The organism is uncultured Algibacter sp., from assembly GCF_947495675.1.
In the GTDB taxonomy this organism is placed as follows: Bacteria; Bacteroidota; Bacteroidia; order Flavobacteriales; family Flavobacteriaceae; genus Algibacter_B.
Window position 1 is genome coordinate 1 of sequence record NZ_CANLZX010000025.1, and the last position, 25,205, is coordinate 25,205.

The 25,205-nt window shown below is 31.5% G+C and carries 18 protein-coding genes; 6 read left to right on the forward strand and 12 right to left on the reverse strand.

Features of this window, described 5'->3' with window-relative positions; all coding sequences use genetic code 11:
• Window positions 1–396: 396 nt before the first annotated feature.
• The 6 genes from Q0842_RS14825 to Q0842_RS14850 form a co-directional block, all read right to left on the reverse strand.
• On the reverse strand, window positions 397–960 hold the full coding sequence (locus Q0842_RS14825) for a hypothetical protein (RefSeq protein WP_298499880.1): 564 nt from the start codon (window positions 958–960) through the stop codon (window positions 397–399).
• Window positions 961–1,051: 91 nt separating this feature from the next.
• The gene (locus Q0842_RS14830; RefSeq protein ID WP_298499883.1) at window positions 1,052–4,102 is read right to left on the reverse strand and encodes an N-6 DNA methylase; all 3,051 of its coding nucleotides are present in this window, start codon (window positions 4,100–4,102) and stop codon (window positions 1,052–1,054) included.
• Complete coding sequence (locus Q0842_RS14835; RefSeq protein WP_298499885.1) at window positions 4,099–4,320, reverse strand: helix-turn-helix transcriptional regulator; 222 nt, start codon at window positions 4,318–4,320, stop codon at window positions 4,099–4,101. Before Q0842_RS14835 ends, Q0842_RS14830 begins: the two co-directional genes overlap by 4 nt.
• A gap of 844 nt (window positions 4,321–5,164) precedes the next feature.
• Window positions 5,165–8,500, reverse strand: coding sequence for a bifunctional amidotransferase subunit GatB/aspartate--tRNA ligase AspS (gene gatB/aspS, locus Q0842_RS14840; protein WP_298499888.1), 3,336 nt, complete (start codon window positions 8,498–8,500; stop codon window positions 5,165–5,167).
• Window positions 8,500–9,900, reverse strand: coding sequence for an amidase family protein (locus Q0842_RS14845; RefSeq protein ID WP_298499891.1), 1,401 nt, complete (start codon window positions 9,898–9,900; stop codon window positions 8,500–8,502). Before Q0842_RS14845 ends, gatB/aspS begins: the two co-directional genes overlap by 1 nt.
• A gap of 2 nt (window positions 9,901–9,902) precedes the next feature.
• Complete coding sequence (locus Q0842_RS14850; RefSeq protein ID WP_298499894.1) at window positions 9,903–10,169, reverse strand: hypothetical protein; 267 nt, start codon at window positions 10,167–10,169, stop codon at window positions 9,903–9,905.
• 618 nt (window positions 10,170–10,787) lie between these two features.
• On the opposite strand from Q0842_RS14850, the gene gyrB reads away from it, so the two are divergent.
• From gyrB to secDF, 5 genes are all read left to right on the forward strand, one after another.
• Window positions 10,788–12,737: a DNA topoisomerase (ATP-hydrolyzing) subunit B gene (gyrB, locus tag Q0842_RS14855; protein WP_298499897.1), complete on the forward strand. Its 1,950-nt coding sequence runs from the start codon at window positions 10,788–10,790 to the stop codon at window positions 12,735–12,737.
• Between the two features lie 166 nt (window positions 12,738–12,903).
• Window positions 12,904–13,920: a DUF6588 family protein gene (locus tag Q0842_RS14860; RefSeq protein WP_298499900.1), complete on the forward strand. Its 1,017-nt coding sequence runs from the start codon at window positions 12,904–12,906 to the stop codon at window positions 13,918–13,920.
• 220 nt (window positions 13,921–14,140) lie between these two features.
• On the forward strand, window positions 14,141–15,067 hold the full coding sequence (locus tag Q0842_RS14865) for a malate dehydrogenase (RefSeq protein ID WP_298499902.1): 927 nt from the start codon (window positions 14,141–14,143) through the stop codon (window positions 15,065–15,067).
• 74 nt (window positions 15,068–15,141) lie between these two features.
• Window positions 15,142–15,753: a hypothetical protein gene (locus tag Q0842_RS14870; RefSeq protein ID WP_298499905.1), complete on the forward strand. Its 612-nt coding sequence runs from the start codon at window positions 15,142–15,144 to the stop codon at window positions 15,751–15,753.
• Between the two features lie 217 nt (window positions 15,754–15,970).
• Window positions 15,971–18,952 (forward strand): protein translocase subunit SecDF, encoded by a 2,982-nt coding sequence (gene secDF / locus Q0842_RS14875; protein ID WP_298499908.1) that lies wholly within the window; start codon window positions 15,971–15,973, stop codon window positions 18,950–18,952.
• A gap of 282 nt (window positions 18,953–19,234) precedes the next feature.
• Here the strand turns inward: secDF and Q0842_RS14880 are convergent, their stop codons facing one another.
• From Q0842_RS14880 to Q0842_RS14905, 6 genes are all read right to left on the reverse strand, one after another.
• Complete coding sequence (locus tag Q0842_RS14880) at window positions 19,235–19,726, reverse strand: hypothetical protein (RefSeq protein ID WP_298499911.1); 492 nt, start codon at window positions 19,724–19,726, stop codon at window positions 19,235–19,237.
• A gap of 196 nt (window positions 19,727–19,922) precedes the next feature.
• Window positions 19,923–20,399 (reverse strand): DUF192 domain-containing protein, encoded by a 477-nt coding sequence (locus Q0842_RS14885; protein WP_298499913.1) that lies wholly within the window; start codon window positions 20,397–20,399, stop codon window positions 19,923–19,925.
• Window position 20,400: 1 nt separating this feature from the next.
• Window positions 20,401–21,330, reverse strand: a complete 930-nt coding sequence (lgt, locus tag Q0842_RS14890) for a prolipoprotein diacylglyceryl transferase (protein ID WP_298499916.1) — start codon at window positions 21,328–21,330, stop codon at window positions 20,401–20,403.
• A 59-nt stretch (window positions 21,331–21,389) separates the two neighbouring features.
• Window positions 21,390–22,511: a peptidylprolyl isomerase gene (locus Q0842_RS14895; protein WP_298499919.1), complete on the reverse strand. Its 1,122-nt coding sequence runs from the start codon at window positions 22,509–22,511 to the stop codon at window positions 21,390–21,392.
• Between the two features lies 1 nt (window position 22,512).
• Window positions 22,513–23,055, reverse strand: a complete 543-nt coding sequence (gldI, locus tag Q0842_RS14900; protein WP_298499923.1) for a gliding motility-associated peptidyl-prolyl isomerase GldI — start codon at window positions 23,053–23,055, stop codon at window positions 22,513–22,515.
• Window positions 23,048–24,067, reverse strand: a complete 1,020-nt coding sequence (locus tag Q0842_RS14905) for a bifunctional oligoribonuclease/PAP phosphatase NrnA (RefSeq protein WP_298499926.1) — start codon at window positions 24,065–24,067, stop codon at window positions 23,048–23,050. The genes gldI and Q0842_RS14905 overlap by 8 nt, the downstream gene beginning before the upstream one ends.
• Window positions 24,068–24,153: 86 nt before the next feature.
• Between Q0842_RS14905 and Q0842_RS14910 the strand changes: the two genes are divergently transcribed.
• Window positions 24,154–25,185 carry an alkaline phosphatase D family protein gene (locus Q0842_RS14910; RefSeq protein WP_298499929.1) on the forward strand — a complete coding sequence of 344 codons (1,032 nt, stop codon included), beginning with the start codon at window positions 24,154–24,156 and terminating at the stop codon, window positions 25,183–25,185.
• Window positions 25,186–25,205: the final 20 nt, after the last annotated feature.

Sequence of the window (25,205 nt, forward strand, 5' to 3'; positions counted from 1 at the left end):
AGTTTATTGAACAAATAATTGAAATCGAAAGTAATAGTTGTTTCATAGTTCTTGTTTTTTCAGCTTGTTGCCAACGTCTCCGTATATGAAACGTAGCGTCTAAAAAGACACTATCGTTTCGGATTAAACACGAGCCGAATTTTTATTTTTTATGTTTATCTTTTAATTTTTAAATATACAAAAATAAAAATTTGGTGGGCTTAATAAATAAGCAAAAACCTCTCGGAAAGCCTTTAATAGCTATGTTTTATATACATTGTTGTGCATAGTGCTTTTCACGTTCTGCTTGGTTTTCCGATGTTTCTTATTTAGTTCGGACTGTGCGTTGGCAAGACATACTCTTTTGCAATTTTTGGCGTAGCGTTGGCTAGAGCGAATTGCAAATGTGTATGGCTTTTAGCGTTGGATATTTCCACTAACATTTAACATAAGATGATAAATTCTAAATCCATTACTATCAATATCCGTGTGTGTCGAAGAATAATGATATTCAAAATCATCAAAATACTTTTCGTTAGTTAAAGGCTTCCTAGTTTTAATATGTCCGAATGAAGACTCCAAAAGCGAATTAATGTCATTTGTATTTTGGTGAATGTCCATTTCTTCTACAATAAAACCAATCATTCCATTTACTCTAAAATGAGAGGTGTACTCTTTATCGGTAAATCTTCGGATTCCGTTTTTAATGTATTTAGCATTTAAGCCACTTGTTCCTGTCACATATTTGTTGTCCAAAACTTTACATTCTATTGAATAATATGCTTCTGTTTTATAAACGTCATTAGGTGATTGAATTTTAATATCTGGTCTTTTTATATTCTTTTCAGGTACTTCTGGATTGAAGAAATAGTTAAGTTCTAGCTTTTCCTTAATTAGATTATTATTAAGATAATCGTTTACTAATACGTCACGTATTAAATTTTCATCTTTTGGTAATGGAATTTTTGAGTTAACTATCATCGAATAGCATACACTAATCTTATGCATTATATATTCAAAATTCGCATCGTAAAATGGAACTGAACCTTTGAAGTTGGATGCGTCTAAACTATTAAACATTAAGTGTGGTATGTTTTCCTGCAATTAATATTGCATCCCTAAATTCATTTACATCCAAATGTGCTATCGCTTTGTGCCATAGCTTTCTTTCATTAGGCTTGACAATGTAAAAGCCATCCTTTTCAAAGCCTCTAATATCCTTTTGGACAAATAGTCTATTAGTGATTTGTTCATTGCCTAAAGAAGAAATTATTTTAAGAATGTCTGCGCTACTTGTCTTTATGTATTTAGTTGAGCTAGTTTTACCAGAGGTTTCAATTAATTTAAAAAATAAACCTATTATTTGACTACTATGCTTAAGTTCCGCAATTAGCGTTTTACCTGTTCTTTCATAAATTTTATTAAATTCAGTTAAAAACGTAGATACATATTCTTGAATATAAATATCATCCGCTTTTAAAGGCTCAAATAAGTATTTAAGGGTTTTCTCTGTTTTATCCCTGGTCATTAATGGTCTACTTATATTAAGATTAAAATCGATTAAAGCAGATTCTAAAGTGTTTTTTTTAATGTTTAGATTCGCATAAATTTTTGAGTTTATTTTGTGCAAATTTTCAGTAATATTTTTTTCAGCAATATTGATTTTAAAATCATCAGTTAAGATTTTCTGTTTTTCATCATAAATGAGCTTTTTTGATGCTGTTATTTCATCTACAAATTTTTCTAATCCTTTATTGACATAAGGAATATCAAATTTTTCATATTCTTTTGTTTGTTCTCTTTCGATTCCAATTGAACAAAATGTATGAACTGCGAAGTAAGTATATAAATCAGAATGAAGGTTTCCAATAATATTTTTTAATTGTAAAAGACTATCGCTTGAGATAGGCTTAACTCCTGTTAATGAATTTCTATAAACGATGTCAGAGTCATATATAGCAGCTTTTAATGTGTATTTTTGCGTGTCTAGACCATTCCTAACAAGTAAAATTGGTCCTTTAAAAAGTATTGAGTCTCTTTTTCTACCTACTTTTTTTGTTTGAAATATTGAAATACTTTCTGGGTTAATAAAATATGCATTTACTCCCTTGGCATCAATAAAAGGCTTCCCAACTAAATGACTTGAGTCTTCATTAGGTTTACTACTAAACTTGACACCTGTTCCTTTTTTAAATTTATCAGGATTCGATAATAACTCATTTAAAGAAATATACTCTTTCTTAAGTCTGTTTATTAAATTGAAATCTAAATAAGAACCGTAAACAAGAATTTTCCATAGCCAGTCAAAATTTTTCAATTTTTCCTGTCCTACTTTTTGATAGTCATTTCTGCTAATTGAAAAAACTTTAAATAAAGAGAAAAATCTACTGGGTTTAAGACTAAGATGCTCAATGATATTTTCATCAGTATTTATTCCATTCGCATATTTGTAAAAAAGTACTGATGCTGGCGCAACAGCTGGGTCGTTTGATTTGTCAAATACTTCAAATCTTACAGGCGCTAATTCTAGAATTTTCTCTAAGAAAAACTCTTCAAGAAAATAACGCCTAAATTTACTAAAACCTGAATAACCTTTATTATATAAGATAGTGCTCTTAACAATCAAGGCAATTCTTGTATTAACTTTAGTAAAATCACTAACTCTTAGTATAAATGCCTCGACAATTTCACCGTTATTAATTCCAATTGGAAATTTTTTTTCTTTTTTTTCTTTTTCTAGCCTATCAGATAAATACTTTTTTCCAATTTTATCGACACCATTTCCTTTCCAAGGTGGGTTTCCTAGAATAAATGAAAATTCTTTTTTCCTTAAAACTTTATTAAATTCTGATTCTGTATCAAAAAAGTCAGATACAAAGAAGTTTTGATTTTCTAAATGTGGAAATTTAAAATTTTCAATATCAGAAGGATTTTGATAATCAAGTAAAGTCAAATAAATCGAAAATATAGCAACATTTATAGCGCTTTTATCTTTATCAACTCCAAAGATATTATCTGAAGCTAATTTCTTTAAATCTTCTTTATATTGGTCTATGTTAGTTGTGTAGTCAGGATTATTAGCCTGATATTTTTCGATAATTTTTCTTAAAGTTTCAACTAAAAAAATACCTGAGCCACAAGCTGGGTCTAAAACTTTACAATCATAACCTTTGTAATTAGCGAACTTTTTTTCTACGGTTTCTGCTAAAATATAATCTACTAAAAATAAAGGTGTATAATATGCTCCTTGTTTTTCTTGTTCATCGACTCCAATAAATAGTTCATAAATATTGCTTATAAATTCTACTGGAATAATTGAAAAATCATAAAGATTAAATAAAGATTTTTGACCTGTTCCCACATTATCGCCAGAAAGTAGTTCGATTAATGTCGTAAGGCACTCGTTAGGAATTGATTCAATATCAGTTTTTGATAAAGGAAATAAGTCTCCGTTAAATTTATCTTTCAGGTATTTAAAGAACTTTTGTACTTCATTCTTGTCTGATAATATTGAGCAAAATTCTGAATTAGTCCAAATTCGTGATTTACCTTTTTTCTCAAAATCTAGTTTAATTTTTCTGTCAATGAGATATCTTACAAAGATAATCTTCCCGATTAATGAGTTTGCGTGTTCAGAAGATAAAGATTGAGATATGAGAATATCTCTAGCGGATTTTATGTTACTCAATAAATGAAAATCAATTCGGTGTTTCGAATCAAAATCAGATTGATATTTTTCCCAAGTCTTTCCGGTTACTATTTCGAAATATTTGAAGTCATTTAATTTATCTTCATTTCCAAATAGTTTAAGAGTTTCTTTATTTGTCAGATATTCAAATCCATTATATATTTCAACAGAATCTTGTTCTGAAACGATAACAATAGGTGTCTCGTTAAAATTCCAAATCTCCTTTAGTTTGGATTTTTTTTGAGTCCCTAAATTTTCAAAGAAAAGAATGAAAGGTTTGTTATCAATACAAAAGAAAGCATCAGGTTTGATAACCCTATTAATAAGCCTTTCTACTCTATTAGAAAATAATTGACCTCTATCTTCGCCAGCGAGATATAAACCCTTCTCTTTGGTTAGGTTTAACTTGTCGAATATTTGATTTAGATGTCTCAACTCGCTTTTTCAGATTTTTGGCTAGATATTAATGTGCGAACGTCAACTTCTAATACTTCGGCAATTTCTTTTAGAGTTTCAAGTGATGGCTGTCTAGCGTTGTTGCACCATAAGGATATAGTAGACTGGTTTTTGTTTAATTTTTCAGCTAACCATTTGTTTTTCACATTTAGTTCAGCCAATACAACACGAATTCTATTAAGTTCCTTATTTGCCAAAATATTTGGATTTTAAGCAAATATATTTAGAATATAGGTCATTTTCTGTTTTTCGGGTTGGTTTATTTTCAGCGTTGGCAAAAAACAGCTCTTTTGGTTTTTTTAGCGTTGGCTTATGTGTCGGCAAAAAAACCAAATGTGCTGTTTATGCGTTGGCTTTTTTAGTTCAAATTTTGATGTTTTGCTTGATTTTCCGCATTATGCACAACGTTTATGTATAAGAATAGTTGCGGTTTTGTGTGCGAGGATTTTCCGCAGGAAAATCAGACGTAACAAAACTGCAAGGACCTTTGGTTAAGCACTAATCTAGCAATTATTTTTATACTGTGTTGGGTTTTAGTGCTTTTTTATCCGCTAAATAATTCGTTCCGTTTTTTTCTTTTTCGGTCAGTTTTCTTTTTCGAGATTTTCATTTCGCAAACTTGCTCAAATTCTGCAAGAGTGATTTTCAGCGTTCTGTTCGGTTTTCAGATTTCGATTCCGCAAAGAAACTCAAAAGTTCGTAGTAATTTTTGTCAGCGTTTCGATTCCGTAAACTTGCTAAAAATCTGCAGTTTTGTTTTCCGTAATTGGCTCAAATTCCACGTAAATATTTGTCAAATTCCGATTTTAATAAACTTAAATTTCAGCCGAAACTTTGGATTTGGAACGGACTTTTCAGCATTAAACCCAACTCGTTATATAATAACTTTTATTACTAATATCCCATAATTAAGTCAGGATAATACAAGTTTTATTGTTGCTTTTATCCTATAAATGTAAATAATATTTCCTACATAGAGCCAAAAAATCCCGATAGAAAACTATCAGGATTATTTGTAATTGTTTTATAAATAGAAATAACTTATTTCCTCATTACCTTCACATTCATTTCTTCTACCTTTTTATCAGATAATTGCGAAGGTGCACCAAAAAGTAAATCTTCGCTCGTTCCTGTTTTTGGGAATGCCATGACTTCTCTAATCGATGCTTTTTTCTCTAAAATCATCATTAATCTGTCTACACCCCATGCAATACCGCCGTGTGGTGGTGCGCCGTAATGGAAGGCTTTATACATGGTGCCAACACTCTTCATCATCTCTTCTTTGTTGTAGCCCATGTTTTTGTAAGTAGCTTCTAAAATTTCAGGTTTGTGCGCACGTACAGAACCACCCCCAATTTCGTAACCATTTAAAATTAAATCGTATTGTTGTGCAATGATGCTTCCAATCTCTTCTTCCTTACCATTCATGTGTTTTTCAATATCATAAATAGCGGGCATAGAAAACGGGTTGTGTGTAAACGTCCAACGGTCTTCGTCTGTTTTTTCAAACATCGGGAAATCAATTACCCAAGCAGGTCTTAATTCCTTTGGGTTAATTAAACGTAGCATTTTACCTAATTCTTGGCGTACAGCATCTAAAGCTTTATTTGCTGTAGCATAATCTGCTGCAGAAAAGAATACAATATCGCCAACTTGAGCGTTGGTTGTCTTGATAATTCCAGCAGCAATGTCTTCACCTAAAAACTTAATAATTGGCGATTGCAAATCATTTTCATTCACAATAATATAGGCTAAACCACCTAAGCCATGTTGTTGTGCAAGTGCTGTTAGTTTTTCAATCTGACCTTTTGATAGACGTTTGCTTCCTTGTTCTTCAGCCGAAACTTTAATACATTTTACAATACCGCCTGCTTCAATAGGTTTACTAAATACTTGGAAGGTGGTATCTTTTACAATGTTGGTTATATCTTGAAGCTTTAACCCGAAACGTAAATCTGGTCTGTCACAGCCATAACTGTCCATAGCTTCTTTATAGGTAATCACTTCAAACGGACGTAATATCCATTTTTTACCATATATTTTTTCGACTATACCATTAAACATTTGGGTGTTTAAATCAATAATTTGTTGCATGCTAGCATACGCCATTTCGATATCTAACTGTGTAAATTCTGGTTGCCTATCACCACGAGAATCTTCGTCTCTAAAACAACGGGCAATTTGGAAATACTTCTCGTAACCACTAACCATTAGCATTTGTTTGAATTGCTGAGGTGCTTGTGGTAGTGTGTAGAAAGAACCAGCTTGCTTTCGTGTTGGCACAATAAACTCACGTGCGCCTTCATCGGTTCCTGCGCTTAAAATAGGTGTTTCAATTTCAAGAAAATCTTGATTGTCTAAAATATCACGCATCATTTTAATGACTTTGTGGCGATTTACAATAACACGACGTACATCATCATTACGGTGGTCTAAATATTTATATTGAAAACGAACATTCTCATTTGTTTTTGTAGCACGTTTAATTTCGAATGGTAAGGTTTTAGAAAGGTTTAAGATTTCTAAGTCTTTAGCTTCTAATTCAATTTTACCCGTTCTTAAAGCGGCGTTATAATCATCTTCTTTTCTCTGAACAATTGTTCCAGATACTGTAATAACCGATTCTGGTTTCAATTTTACCAATTCATCTAAATTAGCAAACGATTCTCTACTTAATCGAACTTGGAAAACTTGTGTACTAGAATCGCGTAAATCAATAAAGATTAACTCTCCATGATCGCGTACACTTGAAACCCAACCTGAAAGTGTGACGTTTTTAGAAATACTTTCATCTGAAATATCTGAAATAACATGTGTTCTGTAATTGTCTTTTATTACAATTGGTATTTCTGGCAGAACCTCTTCTTCCTTTTTGGTGGTTTGTTGTTGCGTTGTTGTTTGTTTAGTGGTGCCTCCAGTCTCTATTTTTGTGCTTCCGCCTGTACCAGTAAGTGCAGCCAAAATCCCTTCACGAATTACTTTCCCTGAAGCTCCTTTTCCTATAATGCCAATAACTTTACCAACAAGAATACCTGCTTTTCCTTGGTTTCCTGCTATAATGTCGTTTGCAACAGCCTCGTTTTCTGCTATTACTTTAGCAATAGCATCTTTAATTTGAGATTCGGAAATGGTATTATCGTCAAAATACTGGTTATAGTTAAAGTCTCTATCTTTTAAATAAGATGTTATGGCGTTTTGAACTAAAACAGACGTGATTTTTTCATCTTTAAACAGTTGAAAAATTTCAATTAAATGTTCTATTCTATGAATATCTCCATACTCATCTGCGCCAATATTATTTACTAATGTTTTTGCAACAAATGAGGGGTCTTTAATAACGTTGTTAATAGCAACAAACGTTTCCGAACGTATTGAGTCTGCTGTAAAGAACTTAGCATCTTGTGGTAAAACACCGCCTTTAATTAAAATAGATTCTACAGCAAAGGGGAGTGTGCTTAAATCTACATCAATAGATTCTACAACATCCTTTATGCTAACAAAAGGTAAATCTGGCTCTGAAATAAAACGATAATCTGCTTCAAATTCCTTTTTACGCATGGTTTTGGTTTGCTTCAATTCTGCATCCCACAATACGGTAGTTTGGTCTGGTCTAAATTCTTTATGCTCTAAAAAGTAGTTAAGTTGTTTTTCAACTTCTTCTTTTAAAGCATCTACCATGAATTTAAACGAGTTTAAGTTTTTTATTTCGGTACGCGGATTTAATTCGTAGCTTCTGCGTTTACGTAATGACACCGAAACATCCGATTTGAATTCCCCTTTTTCAAGGTTGGCCTCAGAAATTCCTAAGTTTTGAACAATACGTTGTATGTACTGCGCGTAAGTTGAAGCATCTTCTATATGGCGAATACAAGGCTCGGTTACAATTTCAATAAGTGGTACGCCGGCTTTGTTAAAATCTACTAACGAGATTTTTTTCTCGTGCATCAATTTTGCGGCATCTTCCTCTATATGAACTTGTGTTAGATTAACCGTAAACTGCGACCCATCATTTCTGTAACAAGACACTTGGCCATCTGGAATTACAGGATGATGAAACTGCGTTATTTGTATGTTTTTTGGGTTATCTGGATATTCATAATGTTTTCTATCCCATGAAATAACCTCGTTTTCAAAAGTTGATTTTACCGCCTTACCAAAGTAAATAGCCTTTGTAACAGCTTCTTTGTTTATAGCAGGTAAAACACCCATTTGTCCAGTACAAACCGAACAAATATTTTGATTTGGTTGTTCTATTTCCTGATTAGCGCAAGAGCAAAATAATTTGGTTTTAGTATTTAATCGAACATGAGTTTCTATACCAATTACTAACTCTAATTCGTGCTTTTTAAGTAGCTCATTTAATTGTTCTAATTCCATTATATCGTGTCTTTTAAGAAGTTAGCAAACTTCAAAACGAGTTCGTCATTATTTTTTGCAGCCGTAATTTGTAAACCTGTTTCTGTGCCTTGTGGTACGGTTAAAGTAGGTAATTGTCCCAAACTAAAACCAACAGTATAAGCATCAGATAAATACATGGCATGAGGGTCTTTTAAACTATCACCAATTTTTGGTGGTGTGTTTGGCGTAACAGGAGATATAATGATATCAACTTCTTTAAAATCATTTTCAAAATTTTGAGAAATAGCATCACGTAGAGCTAGGCCTTTTAAATAGATTTCATCTGAAAAACCTTGAGATAATACTTGGTTTCCACCAACAATTCTGCGTTTTGTTTCTTCAGAAAAATTCTCAGAACGTGTTACTGCGTATGTTTCTTTTAGGTTATCTGCTTCAATGCGGTTTCCATAATTTGTGCCATCTAACCTTGAAAGGTTCGATGCTGTTTCGGCCATAGCCAAAGTATAATAGGTTGAAACTAAAGTTTCAGATTCAAAGAAATCTAAAGCTTTTACAACAATGCCTTTTGCTTTTATTTTTTCAATAGCTGCCAAGAAATCAGCTTTTATTTTAGCATCAATGGCATCGCTTTCAATAAAGTTTTTAAAGTAACCTACTGTTTTTATGGTATCGGAAGTTAAAATGCTTTCCTGTTTTATTTCTGCTGAAACATAAGTGGTTTGGTCTTTTACATCTTTACCACTCATAACATTTAATACTATACGAATATCTTCTATAGATTTTGCGATGGGACCAACACAGTCTGTTGAAGATGCATAAGCCATTAATCCATAACGTGAAATGCGTCCGTAAGTTGGTTTTAAACCATAAACATTATTGTAACCGGCAGGCTGGCGCACAGAGCCACCAGTATCTCCACCAATAGAGAACACCGTATAATCTTTAGCAACATTTACTGCAGAGCCACCACTAGATCCACCACCAACTAAATCGGGATTTATGGCGTTTTTAACTGCGCCAAAAATAGTGTTCTCACTAGAAGATCCGTGGCCAAAACTATCGCAGTTTTCTTTTACCAATGGAATAGCACCTGCATCTAGTAATTTTTGAATGGCTGTTGCTGTATAGGCTGATTTGTAGTTTTTTAATAAATCTGAACTGGCAGTAGTAAGCGTGCCTTGAACCATATACACATCCTTAATACCAAATGGAATACCTTCTAGCAAACCTATAGTTTCGCCGTTAGATATTTTAGTATCTACTTTTGCAGCTAAATCTAGCGCCAAAGTATCTAGCAAAGCATTTACAGTATTATTTGTGTTCTGTTTTAATAAGTCTAATTTTTCTTGAACTAGAGCAGTACAAGTTATTTCCTTATTCATCAATTGCTGATGAATTTTATGTATCTGAGAACTCATAATTATTCTTCTATAACTTTAGAAACCACTAAATATCCGTTTTTTTCTTTCGGAAAGTTTTCTATAATGATTTGTTTTTCAATTGCAGAACTGTCTATAACCACATCTTCTCTTAACTCATTTAAAGACACCGCATTATTATGATTATTAAAAGTATTATTATTTGTTGCATTGGCATTTTTAATAACCTCAAATAATTTGTTTACAGCTTCAGATGGCTGTGCTCCTTTAATACTCGACAATATGTCGACTGTCATAATTTTACTCATCTTTTTAAATATTAAGATTAAAAAAAGCCTTCCAAATTTTGGAAGGCTTTATATATTTATAAACAATAACCTTCCGAACCCTATAAATTAGGATTATTGAAATTATTATTATTGTTGTTATTTATCATTACTATTTTACTGAGTTCAAATATATATAGAATAAATAAACTAAGCACTATTTTTAGTTATATCCTATGTCTAATTGTCAAATTAATAATAAAGGCAAAGTTATTTATAAGTTTCGTAGCTTAATTAGAGCTAATGCTTATTTATTTTTAAACATGCATATTATTAAAAATCATTTTAAATGTAGATAATTCAAATATAGGCGAATAAAATATTATAATATGTGTGCTTAAAAATCAGTTTTAAGCGACTTTGTGATTTTGTTTATCAGTAAACTGTTTTAAAAAGCTAGAAATCGATTTTAAAGGTGTTTTTAGTCGATTTAAGCGATTTTTAAGTAATTAACAAATGTTGATAATTTTATTGTTAAGTGTGTAAAAAGCTTTCAAATAGCATTAATAATATGTATATTTGTTTGTATTCAGAAGGATGCTAATTGGCATCTTTTTTTATGAATAAAAACGATACTAAAATTTAGATAAAATATAAAATATGAGCGAACCTAAAGAAGAGTTTAATAAACATAATTATTCGGCTGATAGTATTCAGGCTTTAGAAGGTATGGAGCATGTACGTATGCGTCCATCTATGTACATTGGAGATGTAGGAACACGTGGGTTACACCATTTGGTTTATGAAGTTGTAGATAACTCAATTGATGAAGCCTTAGCAGGACATTGTAATAATATTACTGTAATAATAAACGAAGATAATTCGATTACTACAGAAGATGATGGTCGTGGTATTCCTGTAGATTTACACAAAAAAGAAGGCGTGTCTGCCCTTGAGGTTGTAATGACTAAAATTGGAGCAGGTGGTAAGTTTGATAAAGATTCTTATAAGGTTTCTGGTGGTTTACACGGTGTTGGTGTAAGTTGTGTTAATGCATTGTCAGATCACTTAAAGGCTACCGTTTATAGAAACGGAAGTGTTTACGAGCAGGAGTATGAACGTGGTAAAGCATTATATCCTGTAAAAGAAACTGGTAAAACAGACAAAAGAGGTACTACAGTAACTTTTAGACCTGATCCAACTATTTTTACACAAACCCTAGAGTATAGCTATGATACTTTAGCAAGTCGTTTACGTGAATTGGCTTATTTAAATAAAGGTATTACCATACATATAGTTGATAAAAGAAGTAAAAAGGAAGATGGCGAATTTGAAGGTGAAACATTTCATTCTGAAAATGGCTTGTCTGAGTTTATTCAATATTTAGATGCAACTCGTGAGCCTTTAATGAAAGATGTTATTTCTTTTGAAGGTGAAAAAAATGGTGTGCCGGTAGAGGTAGCTATGATTTATAACACCTCTTATGCAGAGAACTTACATTCTTATGTAAATAATATAAACACACATGAAGGTGGAACACATTTATCTGGTTTTCGTCGTGGATTGACTCATACACTTAAAAAGTATGCAGATGAATCTGGTATGTTAGATAAGTTAAAGTTTGATATTGCAGGTGATGATTTTCGTGAAGGTTTAACAGCAATTATTTCTGTAAAAGTTCAAGAGCCACAGTTTGAAGGACAAACAAAAACAAAACTAGGAAACAGAGAGGTTTCTGCATCTGTTAGCCAAGCAGTTTCAGAAATGCTTACTGACTATTTAGAGGAACATCCAGATGATGCTAAAACCATTGTGCAAAAAGTAATTCTTGCAGCACAAGCACGTCATGCAGCTCAAAAAGCTCGTGAAATGGTACAGCGTAAAACCGTTATGAGTATTGGTGGTTTACCTGGTAAACTGTCAGATTGTTCTGAGCAAGACCCCGCAAAATGTGAAGTTTTTCTTGTTGAGGGAGATTCGGCAGGCGGTACAGCCAAACAAGGTCGTGACAGAGCTTTTCAAGCAATTCTTCCACTTCGAGGAAAAATCTTAAATGTTGAAAAAGCCATGTCTCATAAAGTTTTTGAAAACGAAGAGATTAAAAATATTTTTACGGCACTTGGTGTAACCATAGGAACTGAAGAAGATAGTAAAGCTTTAAATCTTTCAAAATTAAGATATCATAAAGTAGTAATTATGTGTGATGCCGATATTGACGGTAGTCATATTGCCACATTAATTTTGACATTCTTTTTTAGATACATGAAGGAACTAATTGAGAACGGACATATTTATATTGCTACACCTCCTTTATACTTAGTTAAAAAAGGCGCTAAAAAACAATACGCTTGGTCTGATAAAGAACGAGATGAAATTGTTGCAGAGTTTGGCGAAAGTTCTAAAATCCAAAGATATAAAGGTCTTGGAGAAATGAATGCCGAACAACTTTGGGATACAACCATGAACCCTGAGTTTAGAACTATGCGTTTAGTACAGATTGATAACGGTACAGAAGCCGATAGAATTTTCTCTATGTTAATGGGTGATGAGGTACCACCTCGTAGAGAATTTATAGAAAAGAATGCAGTTTATGCAAATATTGATGCATAGATAAAAAGTTTTAATATACATTTAAAATAACCCTAACAAATAGTTGTTAGGGTTATTTTTTTATGTTTTTTTGTCAAAAACATCGCTAAAAAGCATAAATTATCGTTTAAATGTTGTTTTATGTATTTTTTTTCCTATGTTTGTAGAAACCAAATCAAATTAACAAATGAAAAAGTTATCCCTTTTTGTATTATTTTGCTTAGTGTCAATAATTACAAAAGCTCAAAGTGATATTGATGCTCTTCTTGCAGCAGGTGTTGAGGATGCAGAACGTTTTGCTAATGATTATTTAGCACCTGGAACCAATGGTTTAATGCACAGTATGAATGCCAATTGGTTTAATACTGCCGATGCTAAACCTCTAGGAGGTTTTGAAATTTCTGTTATAGTTAACGCAGCTTCCATTAATGATGAGAACAAAATGTTTGACCTAAATGTAGCTGATTACAATAATATTTCATTCCCAGATAGTTCACCTTCAAAAATGGTAGCAAGTGTTTTGGGAGAAAATGATCCAGCAATTTTTGTTGATGTTGAGTATGAAGATGCCATCTTTGGAAATCAAACAGAAACTATTGAATTACCATCTGGTATTGGCGAAGGTAGTGGTAATTTATTGCCAACAGCATTTATTCAAGGAGCTTTGGGTTTAAGTAAAGGTATAGAGGTAAAAGCACGTTTTGTACCTAAAATTGAAACCGACGATGTGTCTTTAAGTATGTATGGTGCAGGTTTACAAGTAGAATTTACTAAATGGCTGCCAGCAGATAAACTTTTACCAGTAGCACTTTCAGGTTTAGTAGCTTACACACATTTAGATGGTTCTTATGATTTAACAGAATCTTCAGGTATAGATGGAGAGAATCAACGTATTGAAAACGATACCAATACTTGGTTATTTCAATTTATTGCTTCAACTAAACTACCAATAATAAATTTTTATGGCGGTTTAGGATATATAAAAGGAACTTCAGAATCCAATTTATTAGGTACGTACAGAGTAACAAATGGTGTTTTAACATCCGATCCAGTAGTTGATCCGTTCTCAGTTACTAGTGAAGTAGCTTCTGTAAGAGGAACAATAGGAACAAAGCTTAAGTTAGGTTTTTTTAGAATTAATGCAGAATATCATTTATCTGAATTTGATTCATTTTCAGTAGGAGTAAATTTCGGTTTTAGATAATCGAATTTTTAAAAATATTAATTATTTAGTTTTAGTTAGTTATATTTAATTTTTGTTTAAAAAAGCACAAGATTTTATCTTGTGCTTTTTTCGTTTAAAGTTTTTTAATTTGTAATTTAGCGGGAGTAAATTCCTAGTCTTTTTTTTTGAAAATTATTATGAATAATTAATTAGAAAAGGAGATTAAAATAAATTAAATACTTAAAATAAATATAATATTATGAAAGTTACCGTAGTTGGAGCAGGAGCAGTAGGTGCAAGTTGTGCTGAATATATTGCAATCAAAAATTTTGCATCAGAAGTTGTATTGTTAGATATAAAAGAAGGATATGCAGAAGGAAAAGCCATGGATTTAATGCAATGTGCATCATTAAATGGATTTGATACAAAAATAACAGGTGTAACAAATGATTACAGTAAAACTGCAAATAGTGATATTTGTGTAATTACTTCTGGTATACCACGTAAACCTGGAATGACACGAGAAGAATTAATAGGTATTAATGCAGGAATTGTAAAGTCAGTTTCTACTAGTTTATTAGAGCATTCTCCAAATATGGTGCTTATTGTTGTTAGTAATCCAATGGATACGATGACATATTTAGCACACAAATCTCTAGATATGCCAAAAAATAGAATTATTGGTATGGGAGGCGCATTAGATTCTGCTCGTTTTAAATACAGATTAGCTGAAGCTATGGAAGCACCTATTAGTGATATTGATGGTATGGTAATTGGAGGTCATAGCGATAAAGGTATGGTGCCATTAACAAGTCATGCTACAAGAAATAGTATTAGAGTTTCTGAGTTTTTAAGCGAAGAACGTTTAGAGCAAGTAGCAGCCGATACTAAAGTTGGAGGCGCTACATTAACAGGTTTGTTAGGAACTTCTGCTTGGTACGCTCCTGGAGCTGCAGTTAGTGGTTTAGTTCAAGCTATTGCTTGCGACCAAAAGAAAATGTTCCCATGTTCAACTTATTTAGAAGGTGAATATGGTTTAAATGATATCTGTATTGGTGTTCCTGTAATTTTAGGACGAAACGGTATAGAAAGTATTGTTGATATCCCTTTAAGTGATGCTGAAAAAGCACACATGCAAGCAAGTGCAGAAGGCGTTAAAAAGACTAATGGTTTATTAGATGTTTAAACCTTAGGTTATCAAATACATAGATTTATTTAAAGACTGTAGCAATACAGTCTTTATTTTTTTATATTTGGCACATGATTGCAAGATGGTGCATTAGTGTATTAATTTTTAGCTTAACCTTATTTGGTGTTATATCTCAACATCAAATAGCGAAGCCTAATCAAGAAATTGTATTACAGTTTCAAGATGTACATTTAACATCTAAACAAACTGAAAACACCGTAGCAATTGTAAAACAACAATTACAAGATTTAGGTGCTAAAAATATTAAAGTCCTTTCTCAAGGAAATAGTAAATTAAAAATAACTTACTTCAGTAATACTGATATAATTAGTATTAAGAAAGTGCTTTCTGAAGATAATTGTGTAGCACTTCAACTTAAAACACAAGCTAAAGAGTCTTCAAATTTTCCTTTTCAAGACAATGAGCTTACTTACAATCTTGATGTTTTCGAAATTCAAAAAGACCAAAATTCTGGTTGGGATTTAGATGGAGCTATTAGCTTAGAAGTAGAACCAAAAAGCGATCGATTCTTAGATCCAAATTATCTTTTTATTGAAAACATTGGATATCAATATCAAGAGAACCTATTACAAATAGCTTATAAAATTCGTAAAGAAGTAACGCTGCAAATAAGCGACCCACTTCACATTATTCCAGAAGTTAGAGCTGGCCCAATCTGCTAAAGGATTGATGAGTTTTTTTTAAAGCAATTATGATAGCTTAAAAAAAAAGGCTTTTTAAAACCCTAATTATATCTTTATTCTAATTATAGATGTTATTTAAAGTTTAATATCTGTAAAATCATAATCAAAAAATAAATTGTCAAATCATGTAGTAAATTCTATATTTGCTCGCCTGAAAATATTCAGGTAATAAAATTTGACGTAAAAAAGTATAACAATGCAAAACAAAGGATTAGTAAAACTGTTTGCTATTTTGTTTGGTTTGGTAAGTCTTTACCAATTATCATTCACATTCTCAGCAAATTCAGTTGAAAAAGAAGCACAAGAAGTTGCGATTAATAAAATATCTGAATCAGAAGATAATTATCGAGCATTACGCAGCCAAGAAGAAGCAAACTATCTTCAAGAAAAAGCTACCGATACAGTTTATAATATAGGTATAGCAAAATTCACTTATAATGAAGTGAAACAAAAAGCTATGAACCTTGGTTTAGATTTAAAAGGTGGTATAAACGTAATTCTTCAAGTGTCTGTAAAAGATATCTTAAAAGGATTAGCAAATAATACAACAGATCCTGTTTTTAATAAAGCACTAGAAGATGCTTCAGAAATTCAAAAGAACAGTCAAAACACATATTTAGAGGATTTCTTTACTGCTTTTGATGCCATTAAAGGAGAAACTAAATTAGCATCTCCAGATATATTTTATACTAGAGAGTTAGATGGTGAGATTGATGGTAGTATGTCTGATGATGACGTAAAAAGCATTATCGAAACTAAAATTGATGAGTCTATCGTTTCAGCTTTCGAAGTATTACGTAAACGTATTGATGAGTTTGGTGTAACATCACCAAACATTCAACGTTTAGGAAACTCTGGTCGTATTCTAGTTGAACTACCAGGAGTTAAAGATGTAGAGCGTGCTACAAGTTTATTACAAAGTACAGCACAATTAGAGTTTTGGGATGCTTATAAAGGTGAACAATTCTTTCAGTTTTTAGGACAAGCTAATGAGGTATTAAAAGATATTGTTGATACAAATGTTGAAGCAGATGTTGAATCTCAAGATGAAGAAGATGCTCAAGATTCTCAAATAGATGATTTATTAGGTGATGCAGAAACAGATTCAACTGCGGTTGCAACAGTAAATCCTTTATTTGATTTATTAAAAGGACAAGGTTACCAAGGAGGTCCAATCATTGCTAAGTTTGCAATTAAAGATAAAGAAACTGTTCTTGATTATTTAAACAAACCACAAGTAAGAGCATTACTTCCTGCAGAGCAGCGTTATGCAAAATTTGTTTTTGGTAAGCCAGAAAAAGATAGTGAAGTAGTAGATTTATATGCTTTAATAGGAAACAGAGAAAACGTGCCACAATTAAGTGGAGCCGTTGTAACAGATGCTAGAAACCAATTCGGGCCAACTGGAAAGTCGGAAGTTTCAATGCAAATGAATGCTAAAGGTGCTAAAATCTGGGAAGAAATGACTGGAAAAGCATACTCACAAGGAAGCCAAATTGCTATAGTTTTAGATAATGTAGTGTATTCTGCTCCTGGTGTAACAACAGGACCAATTGCTGGAGGTAGTTCTTCTATATCTGGAGATTTCTCATTAAACGAAGCGATAGATTTAGCTAACGTATTACGTGCGGGTAAATTACCTGCATCTGCAGATATTATTCAAAGTGAGGTTGTAGGACCATCTTTAGGTAAAGAAGCTATACAAAGTGGTACTATGTCTTTCTTAATCGCCTTAGTTTTAGTATTACTATGGATGATTTTTTATTACGGAAAATCAGGAGCATTTGCAGATATTGCTATGTTATTAAACCTACTATTAATATTTGGTGTGTTATCAGGTTTAGGAGCTGTATTAACATTACCTGGTATTGCAGGTATTGTGTTAACAATTGGTATGTCGGTCGATGCTAACGTTCTTATATTTGAGCGTATTAGAGAAGAGTTGTCTAAAGGGAAAAGTCAGATAGAATCAATAAAAGACGGATTTAGCAATGCATTATCATCAATTTTAGATGCTAATATTACTACAGGTTTAACAGCCTTAATCTTATTTGTTTTTGGTACAGGTCCAATTAAAGGTTTTGCAACTACATTATTAATAGGTATTGCTACATCTTTATTTACAGCTATATTTATTACTAGACTATTAATTGATTGGTATACTAATCGCGGTGGAAAATTAGAGTTCTCAACAGGAATTACTAAAAACCTATTTAGAAACATCAATATCGAATTCTTACAGAAACGTAAAGTAGCATATATCATTTCTGGTGTATTAATCTTAATAAGTTTAGGCTCTTTATTTACAAACGGATTAAATCAAGGTGTCGATTTTGTTGGAGGTAGAACTTATCAAGTACGTTTTGCACAAGACATAAGCGCATCAGAGGTTACAGATCTTTTATCACAACCAGATGTTTTTGGTAGTGCAGATGCTAAAACATTTGGAGACGCAAACCAATTAAAAATTACTACTAAATATAAAGTAAATGAGTCTGGTGCAGAAGTTGATGAGGACATAAGAAAATCTCTTTACCAAGCTTTAGTGCCACATTTAGAAGGTACTACCTACGAGCAATTCATCGATTTAAATGATGAAAATAAGCAAGTTGGTTTATTAGAATCTTACAAAGTAACACCAACCATTGCCGATGATATTAAACAAGCATCATTTTGGGCAATTCTAGGATCTTTAATTGTTGTATTCTTATACATATTATTCCGTTTTAAGAAATGGCAATACTCTTTAGGAGCTGTTGCAGCTGTATTTCACGATGTTTTAATCGTATTAGGTGTATTCTCATTAACATACAAGTTTATGCCATTTAATATGGAGATTAACCAAGCATTTATTGCAGCAATACTAACAGTAATTGGTTACTCTTTAAATGATACTGTAGTAGTATTCGATAGAATTCGTGAATTCTTTAACGAACATACCGGTTGGAAATTCGATAAAGTTGTAAACACATCATTAAGCAGTACATTAAGTAGAACATTAAATACCTCTTTAACAACATTAGTTGTGTTGTTAGCTATCTTCATATTTGGTGGAGATTCAATAAGAGGCTTTATGTTTGCCTTAATTATAGGTGTTATTGTAGGTACATACTCATCATTATTTATTGCGACACCAATCATGTATGATAGTGTTAAAAAATTAGAAGACAAGAAGTAAGACTAACTCAAATACTTCTAAATAAAAAGCCTGTTAGCATTCATGTTAATAGGCTTTTTTGCGTTATTAATTATTTGGGTGTTACCACAAGGGTCGGGCTTTACAATACAAGTTCTTGCTCGTACCTCACTGTGGGCTTTCCTTTTCAATCCCTAACGCACTTTTCTGCAAAATTTAGTATCTGTATGTAGGTTTAAGGTGTAATGCGAATTCCACTTTAGGAAGATTTTTTTAATTAAAGTCAATTTACACATTCACTTATTGTGGCTATCTTATTTATTTTTAAAGCTTACTTTGTTGCTCACTAATTTTATTTAATATGGTATTAAGTTCTGCCTCTTTTTGAGTTCCAATTACAAATTTATTACCGTTCTGTAATTCTATTGCTAGTCCTTTATTTCCTTTAATATTATAGATAATACCATATTTACTTCCTAATCTAATACCATAACCTACAAATCCATAATTTACAATCTCAGCTTGCTTAACATCTTTCCAATTCACACTTTTTTTTACAAAAGGAAAAAAACTCATTTCGATTTTATTTTGATTAATTTCAGTTTTCAATTTTATGAACCAAAATAATGCTATTATACTCATAACAAAAAGAGAAAATATAATAAGACCAGAATCCGACATTTGATTGTCTCCAAATTTTTCTCCTAAAATAAGTTGCTTGTAAATCCCAAATACAGGTACAACTCCTATTCCAAATAAAATTAACCAAAGCCACCATTGAGTGAATTTCTGATTTTCTTTAAATGCTATTTTCATTCTATGTACTGTTTATAAGGTTCTGCACAAAGTTTTGTGAGAATTAATGGTGAATTTAACTAAAGATATTAAATTTTATTAAATTATTCTGAAAGAATTATTAGATAAAATATTAAGTAAGTTGTTGGTAATTAAATTGTTAATTATGGCTAGTTGCTTAATTACGAATTACTTTATTTTTTTTAATATACTGTATCTAAAAGTTAATACGGTCTCCAATAGATAATCCCCAAGTATTTACTAAACCAGCATTAACTTCTAGTACAAATTTAGCAGGTGCGTTTGATGGTAACGAAGATTCATCAAAAGGTTTAGCATTTTTTTGAAAACTAACAATACTCTTAGAAGCACTAATAAAAATGAGGTCTAAAGGGATTTTAGTGTTTTTCATATAAAAGAAACGCTCTTGTTCGTCTTCAAAAACAAAAAGCATTCCTTGATTGTTTGCCATGTTATTTCTGTACATCAATCCTGTTTCAATATCAAAATCAGTATCTGCTATTTCAATATCTAAAGTTACTTTTGTAGAATCGCTAACTTTAAGAATGGTTAATTCGCCTTCTTTGGTAAATGCAACCTCAGTTTGCTTAATATTTTTTTTATTCTCTTTACAGCTTATTAAAGTTGCCGAAAAAAACAGAACAAATAGTAATATTAAGCGTTTAAAAAACATATTAATTTGCTGTTTTTTGGGGTTTGTAAACAAACATGAAATATAAGCCGATAAGTACAAAAGGAATACTTAACCATTGTCCTGTATTTAACCCAAACCAATTAATGTATTCTTCACCTTGTGGCTCTTTAGTAAATTCTATAAAGAAACGAATTGTCCAAAGTAGAATTAAAAACAAGCCAAATAAAAATCCGGGTTGGTCTTTTTTAGTAGTTTTTGTGTAAAAGTATAGTAGAATTAAAAACACAAATATATAGCAAAATGACTCATAAAGTTGAGATGGGTGTCTGTAAGGAACAGCATCTAATAAGTTTTGAAATTGCGGATTTTCAGTTACCGCATGATATGCTTTTTGTACATCTTTAATACCTGTGCGTTGTACAATTTCGCTTTTGTAATATTGGTCTTGAATAAAGCGAACTCCTAAATTAGAGTCTGTTATTTTGCCTATTATTTCAGAATTTATAAAGTTACCAATTCTAATAAAAACTGCTCCAGAGGCTACAGTAATGACAATACGATCTAAAATCCAAAGTAAAGATTTATACTTGTATTTTTTTCTATAAAGGTACATGCCTACAATAATACCTATGGCTGCACCATGGCTAGCCAGTCCTTGAAAACCTGTAAACTCAAACCCACCTTTAAATTTAAATGGCAAAAAGATGCTAAAAAAATCTTCAGTAATCAATTCAGATTGATAGAATAATACATGCCCAAGTCTAGCACCTAGCATGGTTGCTAAAACGGTATAAATAAATAACGGGTCAAGATATTCTATAGAGACTTTTTCTTTAGTAAAAATGCGCTTCATGATATACCAGCCCAAAATAAATGCAATTACCCACATTAAGCTATAAAAGTGAATCTTGAAGTTTCCAACAATATCAATTCCAGTTATAGGGTTCCAATCAAATTTTAGTGCTTGCATAGGTTATGTTTTACTGCGTAAATATAAAGGTTTATAGTAGCTTTAATGTTAATTTTCTTTTAAAGAAGTTCCAAAATTTCAACTTCAAAAATAATATTAGTTTTTCCAGGAATTCCTCTTGTACCTGCTTCACCATATGCTAAATGGTATGGTATAAATAAAGTGGCTTTATCGCCAACGTTTAATTGTTTAAGTCCTTCTTTAAAACCTGCAATCATTTTTGCATCAGGTCCAATATCTGCAGTTATTGGTTGGTATCTGTTTGCTTGTTTGCGTTTTTCATTTATAGCATCAAGTTGTTCGGCAACTTTTAGATTACTTGTTTCTAATAATTTTCCGTTTTCAAAGTAAACCGTGTAATGTGTTAGAATTCTTGAGTTTTCGGTTAAATTCGCGCCATTTCCTTTTTTAGAAATATAGTACTTTAAACCAGATTCTAAGGAGGTTGCTTTTGCTTTTTGAGCTTCAAATTTATCTAAAGTTGCTTTTAATATAGCTTCTGCTTTAGCCTTTTTTTCTTTTTCAAGTCTTTCTACTTCTATGAAGTGATTTTTAAATATTAATGGTGCATCAAATTGCTTAGCTGTTTTGCCTTTTCTTAAAATATTTAATTCCTCAATAATAACATCTTTTAAAGGTTTGTTTCGGCTATCTGTTTTTACATTTGATATAGAATCTTGAATATTTAAACCTATTACTAATTCGCCAAACACATTGTATTTATTGTCTAAATGAGGTTTTGGAACTTCGGTTATAAAAAACTGACTACCATTAGAGTTTGGTCCAGAATTAGCCATTGAAAGAATTCCTGGTTTATCGTGTTTTAAATCAGGATGGAATTCGCCATTAAATTTGTAACCTGGATTGCCTTGTCCTGTGCCTAATGGATCGCCACCTTGTATCATAAACTTGTCTATTACTCTATGGAAAATAGTTCCGTTATAAAACTCTTGCTTTTTATAGTTTTCTTTAACCATGGTGTTAGTTCCTTCTGCTAAAGACACAAAATTTGCTACAGTTATGGGAGCTTTTTCTTGTTCTAATTTAGCAACCATAACACCTTTGCTAGTAACGAATTCGGCATACAAGCCATCTTCAAGTTCTGGGTATTGTGCCTTACAAGAAGTAAAAGTTATTACCAATGTTAGTAATAATGCTCTTATACAATTTTTAAATATCATGTTAATTTGATTGATTTAGGGTAATAGAATTTATAGTAACCTCACAAATTAGTGGTGTATTTCTACCAATTTTATTTTCATCGCCATAATAACCATAAGCTTTTTGAGAGGGGAATAAGAAGGTTACTGTTTCGCCAGATTTCATGAGTTTTAAACCTTCACGAAGTCCTGTGAATAACTCTTCTTTATCCATGGCATAGGTTTGTGTTTTTAATTCTTCAGTAGAATAAATAACGTTGCCATTAAGTGATTTAATATTGTAGTTGTAATTTATAACATCTCCAAAAACTGGTGTTTTTAAAGTGTCAGTAGTTGCTTTTTTGTTATAATAATACCAAAACCCACTTTCTGAGGCTATATAATTTTTTTCCTCAAGTTTCATTAGTTTTTCAATCGATGCTTTTTCTTTAGCGTTAAGTTTTTTATTTCGTGCAACAGATGCATCAATAAAAGAACCCGATTTTACAGTAATGGGACGTCTTGCTTCGGGAGTTTTACAACCAAAAGCTAATAGGATTAAAGCTATGGTAAGTAATTTATTCATTATTCAGAACTTTGTTATAAGTAGGTAATATACTAATAAATTTTTCAACTGTTTTTTCTAAAGACAAATAGCTTTTACCACCAGCGGCATTAGTATGACCGCCACCCTCAAAATGAGCTCTAGACATTTCGTTAACCGAAAAGTTTCCTTTAGATCGTAAAGAAATTTTTATAATACCTTCATTTCTATCTTCAATAAAAATAGCAGCAAGAACAACACCATCTAAAGAAAGACCGTAGTTTACAACACCTTCGGTATCTCCCTTTTTATAGTCGTATTTTTGAAGCTCATTTTGAGATAGTGTAATATAGGCCGTTCTAGATTCTGGTATTACTTTTAAATTAGTTAAAGCGCAACCTAATAACTGGAGGCGTTCATAGCTATTAGTATCATAAACATTGTTATGTATTTCGTTATTTTTAGCTCCTTTTTCAATAAGTTTTGCTATAATTTTATGTGTAGTGCTTGTGGTTGAAGAAAACCTGAAAGAGCCAGTATCTGTCATAATACCAACATATAAGCAAGTAGCAATATTAGTATCAATTAAATCAGTATCACCTAACATGGTAATAAAATTATAAACCATTTCACAAGTTGAGCTCATACTTACATCGCTATAAGTATATTTTGCATAATTATCTGGTGCTTGATGGTGGTCAATCATTATTTTTGTAGCCTTGCTCTCAGCTAAAATGGGCTCCATATTTCCAGTTCTATGAAAAGCATTAAAATCTAAAGTAAAGATAATATCAGCATCATTTATTAATTCATTACAAACTTTGGTTTGCGAATCGTGTTTTAAAATAGTATCATTTCCTGGTATCCATTTTAAAAATGAAGGATAATCATTTGGCACTATAACATTAACTGTATGAGAGCTTTTATTTAAATAATGGTACAAACCTAGGGTAGACCCAATAGCATCTCCGTCAGGGTTTTTGTGAGGTACAATTACTATCTTTTGTTTAGTAGATAAAAGTTGTTTTATACTTGAAATATCTTGTTTATTCATAGCTCACGAAGATACAATTTAATAACATATTCTTAAAAAGGATTAACTTACTTTTATATTTGAAAGAATCTTTAAATTTTAATGCAATGAAGTGGTTTATTAAGTGTATTATATTTAGTTTGTTGGCTTTTTCGTGCCAATCGGTAAATAAAAATATTAAAAATAAAGATAATTTAACTAGTGATTTTGTTATTGCTTTTGGCTCATGCAATAAGCAAAATGTAGAAAACAAATTATGGGAAGACATATTAAATAATAAACCTAATTTATGGATTTGGGGAGGAGATGTTATTTATTCTGATACTGATAATATGGAAAAAATGCAAAAGGATTATAATAAGTTGCTACTCCAGCCTGGGTATAAAAAAATTATGGAGTCAACAAAAATTATGGGTACATGGGATGATCATGATTATGGTTTAAATGACGGAGGACTAGAATTTAAAGCTAAAAAAGGCAGCCAAAAGCTATTTTTAGATTTTTTAAATGTTCCTGAAAATGATATAAGAAGAGAACAAGAGGGTGTTTATACTTCTGAAGAGTTTAAAACTGAAAAAGGTACTTTAAAAATTATAATATTAGATACTCGTTATTTTAGAACTGCTTTAACAAAAGCAAAACATTCTAAAAAAAGATACACCCCAAATGCTTATGGAGAGGGTTCTCTTTTAGGAAGCCAGCAATGGCTATGGCTAGAAAATGAATTGGAAACTACAAAAGCAGATTTTAATATTATAGTTAGTAGTATTCAATTTTTATCAGGTGAACATGGTTTTGAAACTTGGGCGAATTTCCCTCATGAAGTAGATAAATTAAAAGGCCTCATTAAGAAATCTAAAGCTAAAGGTGTAATAATTTTGTCTGGAGATAGGCATATTTCAGAATTTTCTAAAATAAATATGAATGGCTTAAATTATCCTATAATAGATTTTACATCTAGCGGATTAACACATGTATATTCTGGTTTTACTACAGAGCCAAATAAGTATAGGGTTGGGGAAGTGGTAAGTCAAAAAAGTTTCGGATTACTAAAAATAAATTTTAATACAAAAAGTATTCAAATGGAAATGCGAGGTAAAGAGAATATTCTGTTACAAGAACTTTTACAAAAGTATTAGGTTTAAAATAATATTTAAAT

What these genes read in the sequence shown, in the direction of transcription:
- Q0842_RS14825 (WP_298499880.1), bottom strand. Translation starts at nt 960, where the DNA reads ATGATAGTTAACTCAAAAATTCCATTACCAAAAGATGAAAATTTAATA.
- gatB/aspS (WP_298499888.1), bottom strand. Translation starts at nt 8,500, where the DNA reads ATGGAATTAGAACAATTAAATGAGCTACTTAAAAAGCACGAATTAGAG.
- Q0842_RS14845 (WP_298499891.1), bottom strand. Translation starts at nt 9,900, where the DNA reads ATGAGTTCTCAGATACATAAAATTCATCAGCAATTGATGAATAAGGAA.
- Q0842_RS14850 (WP_298499894.1), bottom strand. Translation starts at nt 10,169, where the DNA reads ATGAGTAAAATTATGACAGTCGACATATTGTCGAGTATTAAAGGAGCA.
- gyrB (WP_298499897.1), top strand. Translation starts at nt 10,788, where the DNA reads ATGAGCGAACCTAAAGAAGAGTTTAATAAACATAATTATTCGGCTGAT.
- Q0842_RS14860 (WP_298499900.1), top strand. Translation starts at nt 12,904, where the DNA reads ATGAAAAAGTTATCCCTTTTTGTATTATTTTGCTTAGTGTCAATAATT.
- Q0842_RS14865 (WP_298499902.1), top strand. Translation starts at nt 14,141, where the DNA reads ATGAAAGTTACCGTAGTTGGAGCAGGAGCAGTAGGTGCAAGTTGTGCT.
- Q0842_RS14870 (WP_298499905.1), top strand. Translation starts at nt 15,142, where the DNA reads ATGATTGCAAGATGGTGCATTAGTGTATTAATTTTTAGCTTAACCTTA.
- secDF (WP_298499908.1), top strand. Translation starts at nt 15,971, where the DNA reads ATGCAAAACAAAGGATTAGTAAAACTGTTTGCTATTTTGTTTGGTTTG.
- Q0842_RS14880 (WP_298499911.1), bottom strand. Translation starts at nt 19,726, where the DNA reads ATGAAAATAGCATTTAAAGAAAATCAGAAATTCACTCAATGGTGGCTT.
- Q0842_RS14885 (WP_298499913.1), bottom strand. Translation starts at nt 20,399, where the DNA reads ATGTTTTTTAAACGCTTAATATTACTATTTGTTCTGTTTTTTTCGGCA.
- lgt (WP_298499916.1), bottom strand. Translation starts at nt 21,330, where the DNA reads ATGCAAGCACTAAAATTTGATTGGAACCCTATAACTGGAATTGATATT.
- Q0842_RS14895 (WP_298499919.1), bottom strand. Translation starts at nt 22,511, where the DNA reads ATGATATTTAAAAATTGTATAAGAGCATTATTACTAACATTGGTAATA.
- gldI (WP_298499923.1), bottom strand. Translation starts at nt 23,055, where the DNA reads ATGAATAAATTACTTACCATAGCTTTAATCCTATTAGCTTTTGGTTGT.
- Q0842_RS14905 (WP_298499926.1), bottom strand. Translation starts at nt 24,067, where the DNA reads ATGAATAAACAAGATATTTCAAGTATAAAACAACTTTTATCTACTAAA.
- Q0842_RS14910 (WP_298499929.1), top strand. Translation starts at nt 24,154, where the DNA reads ATGAAGTGGTTTATTAAGTGTATTATATTTAGTTTGTTGGCTTTTTCG.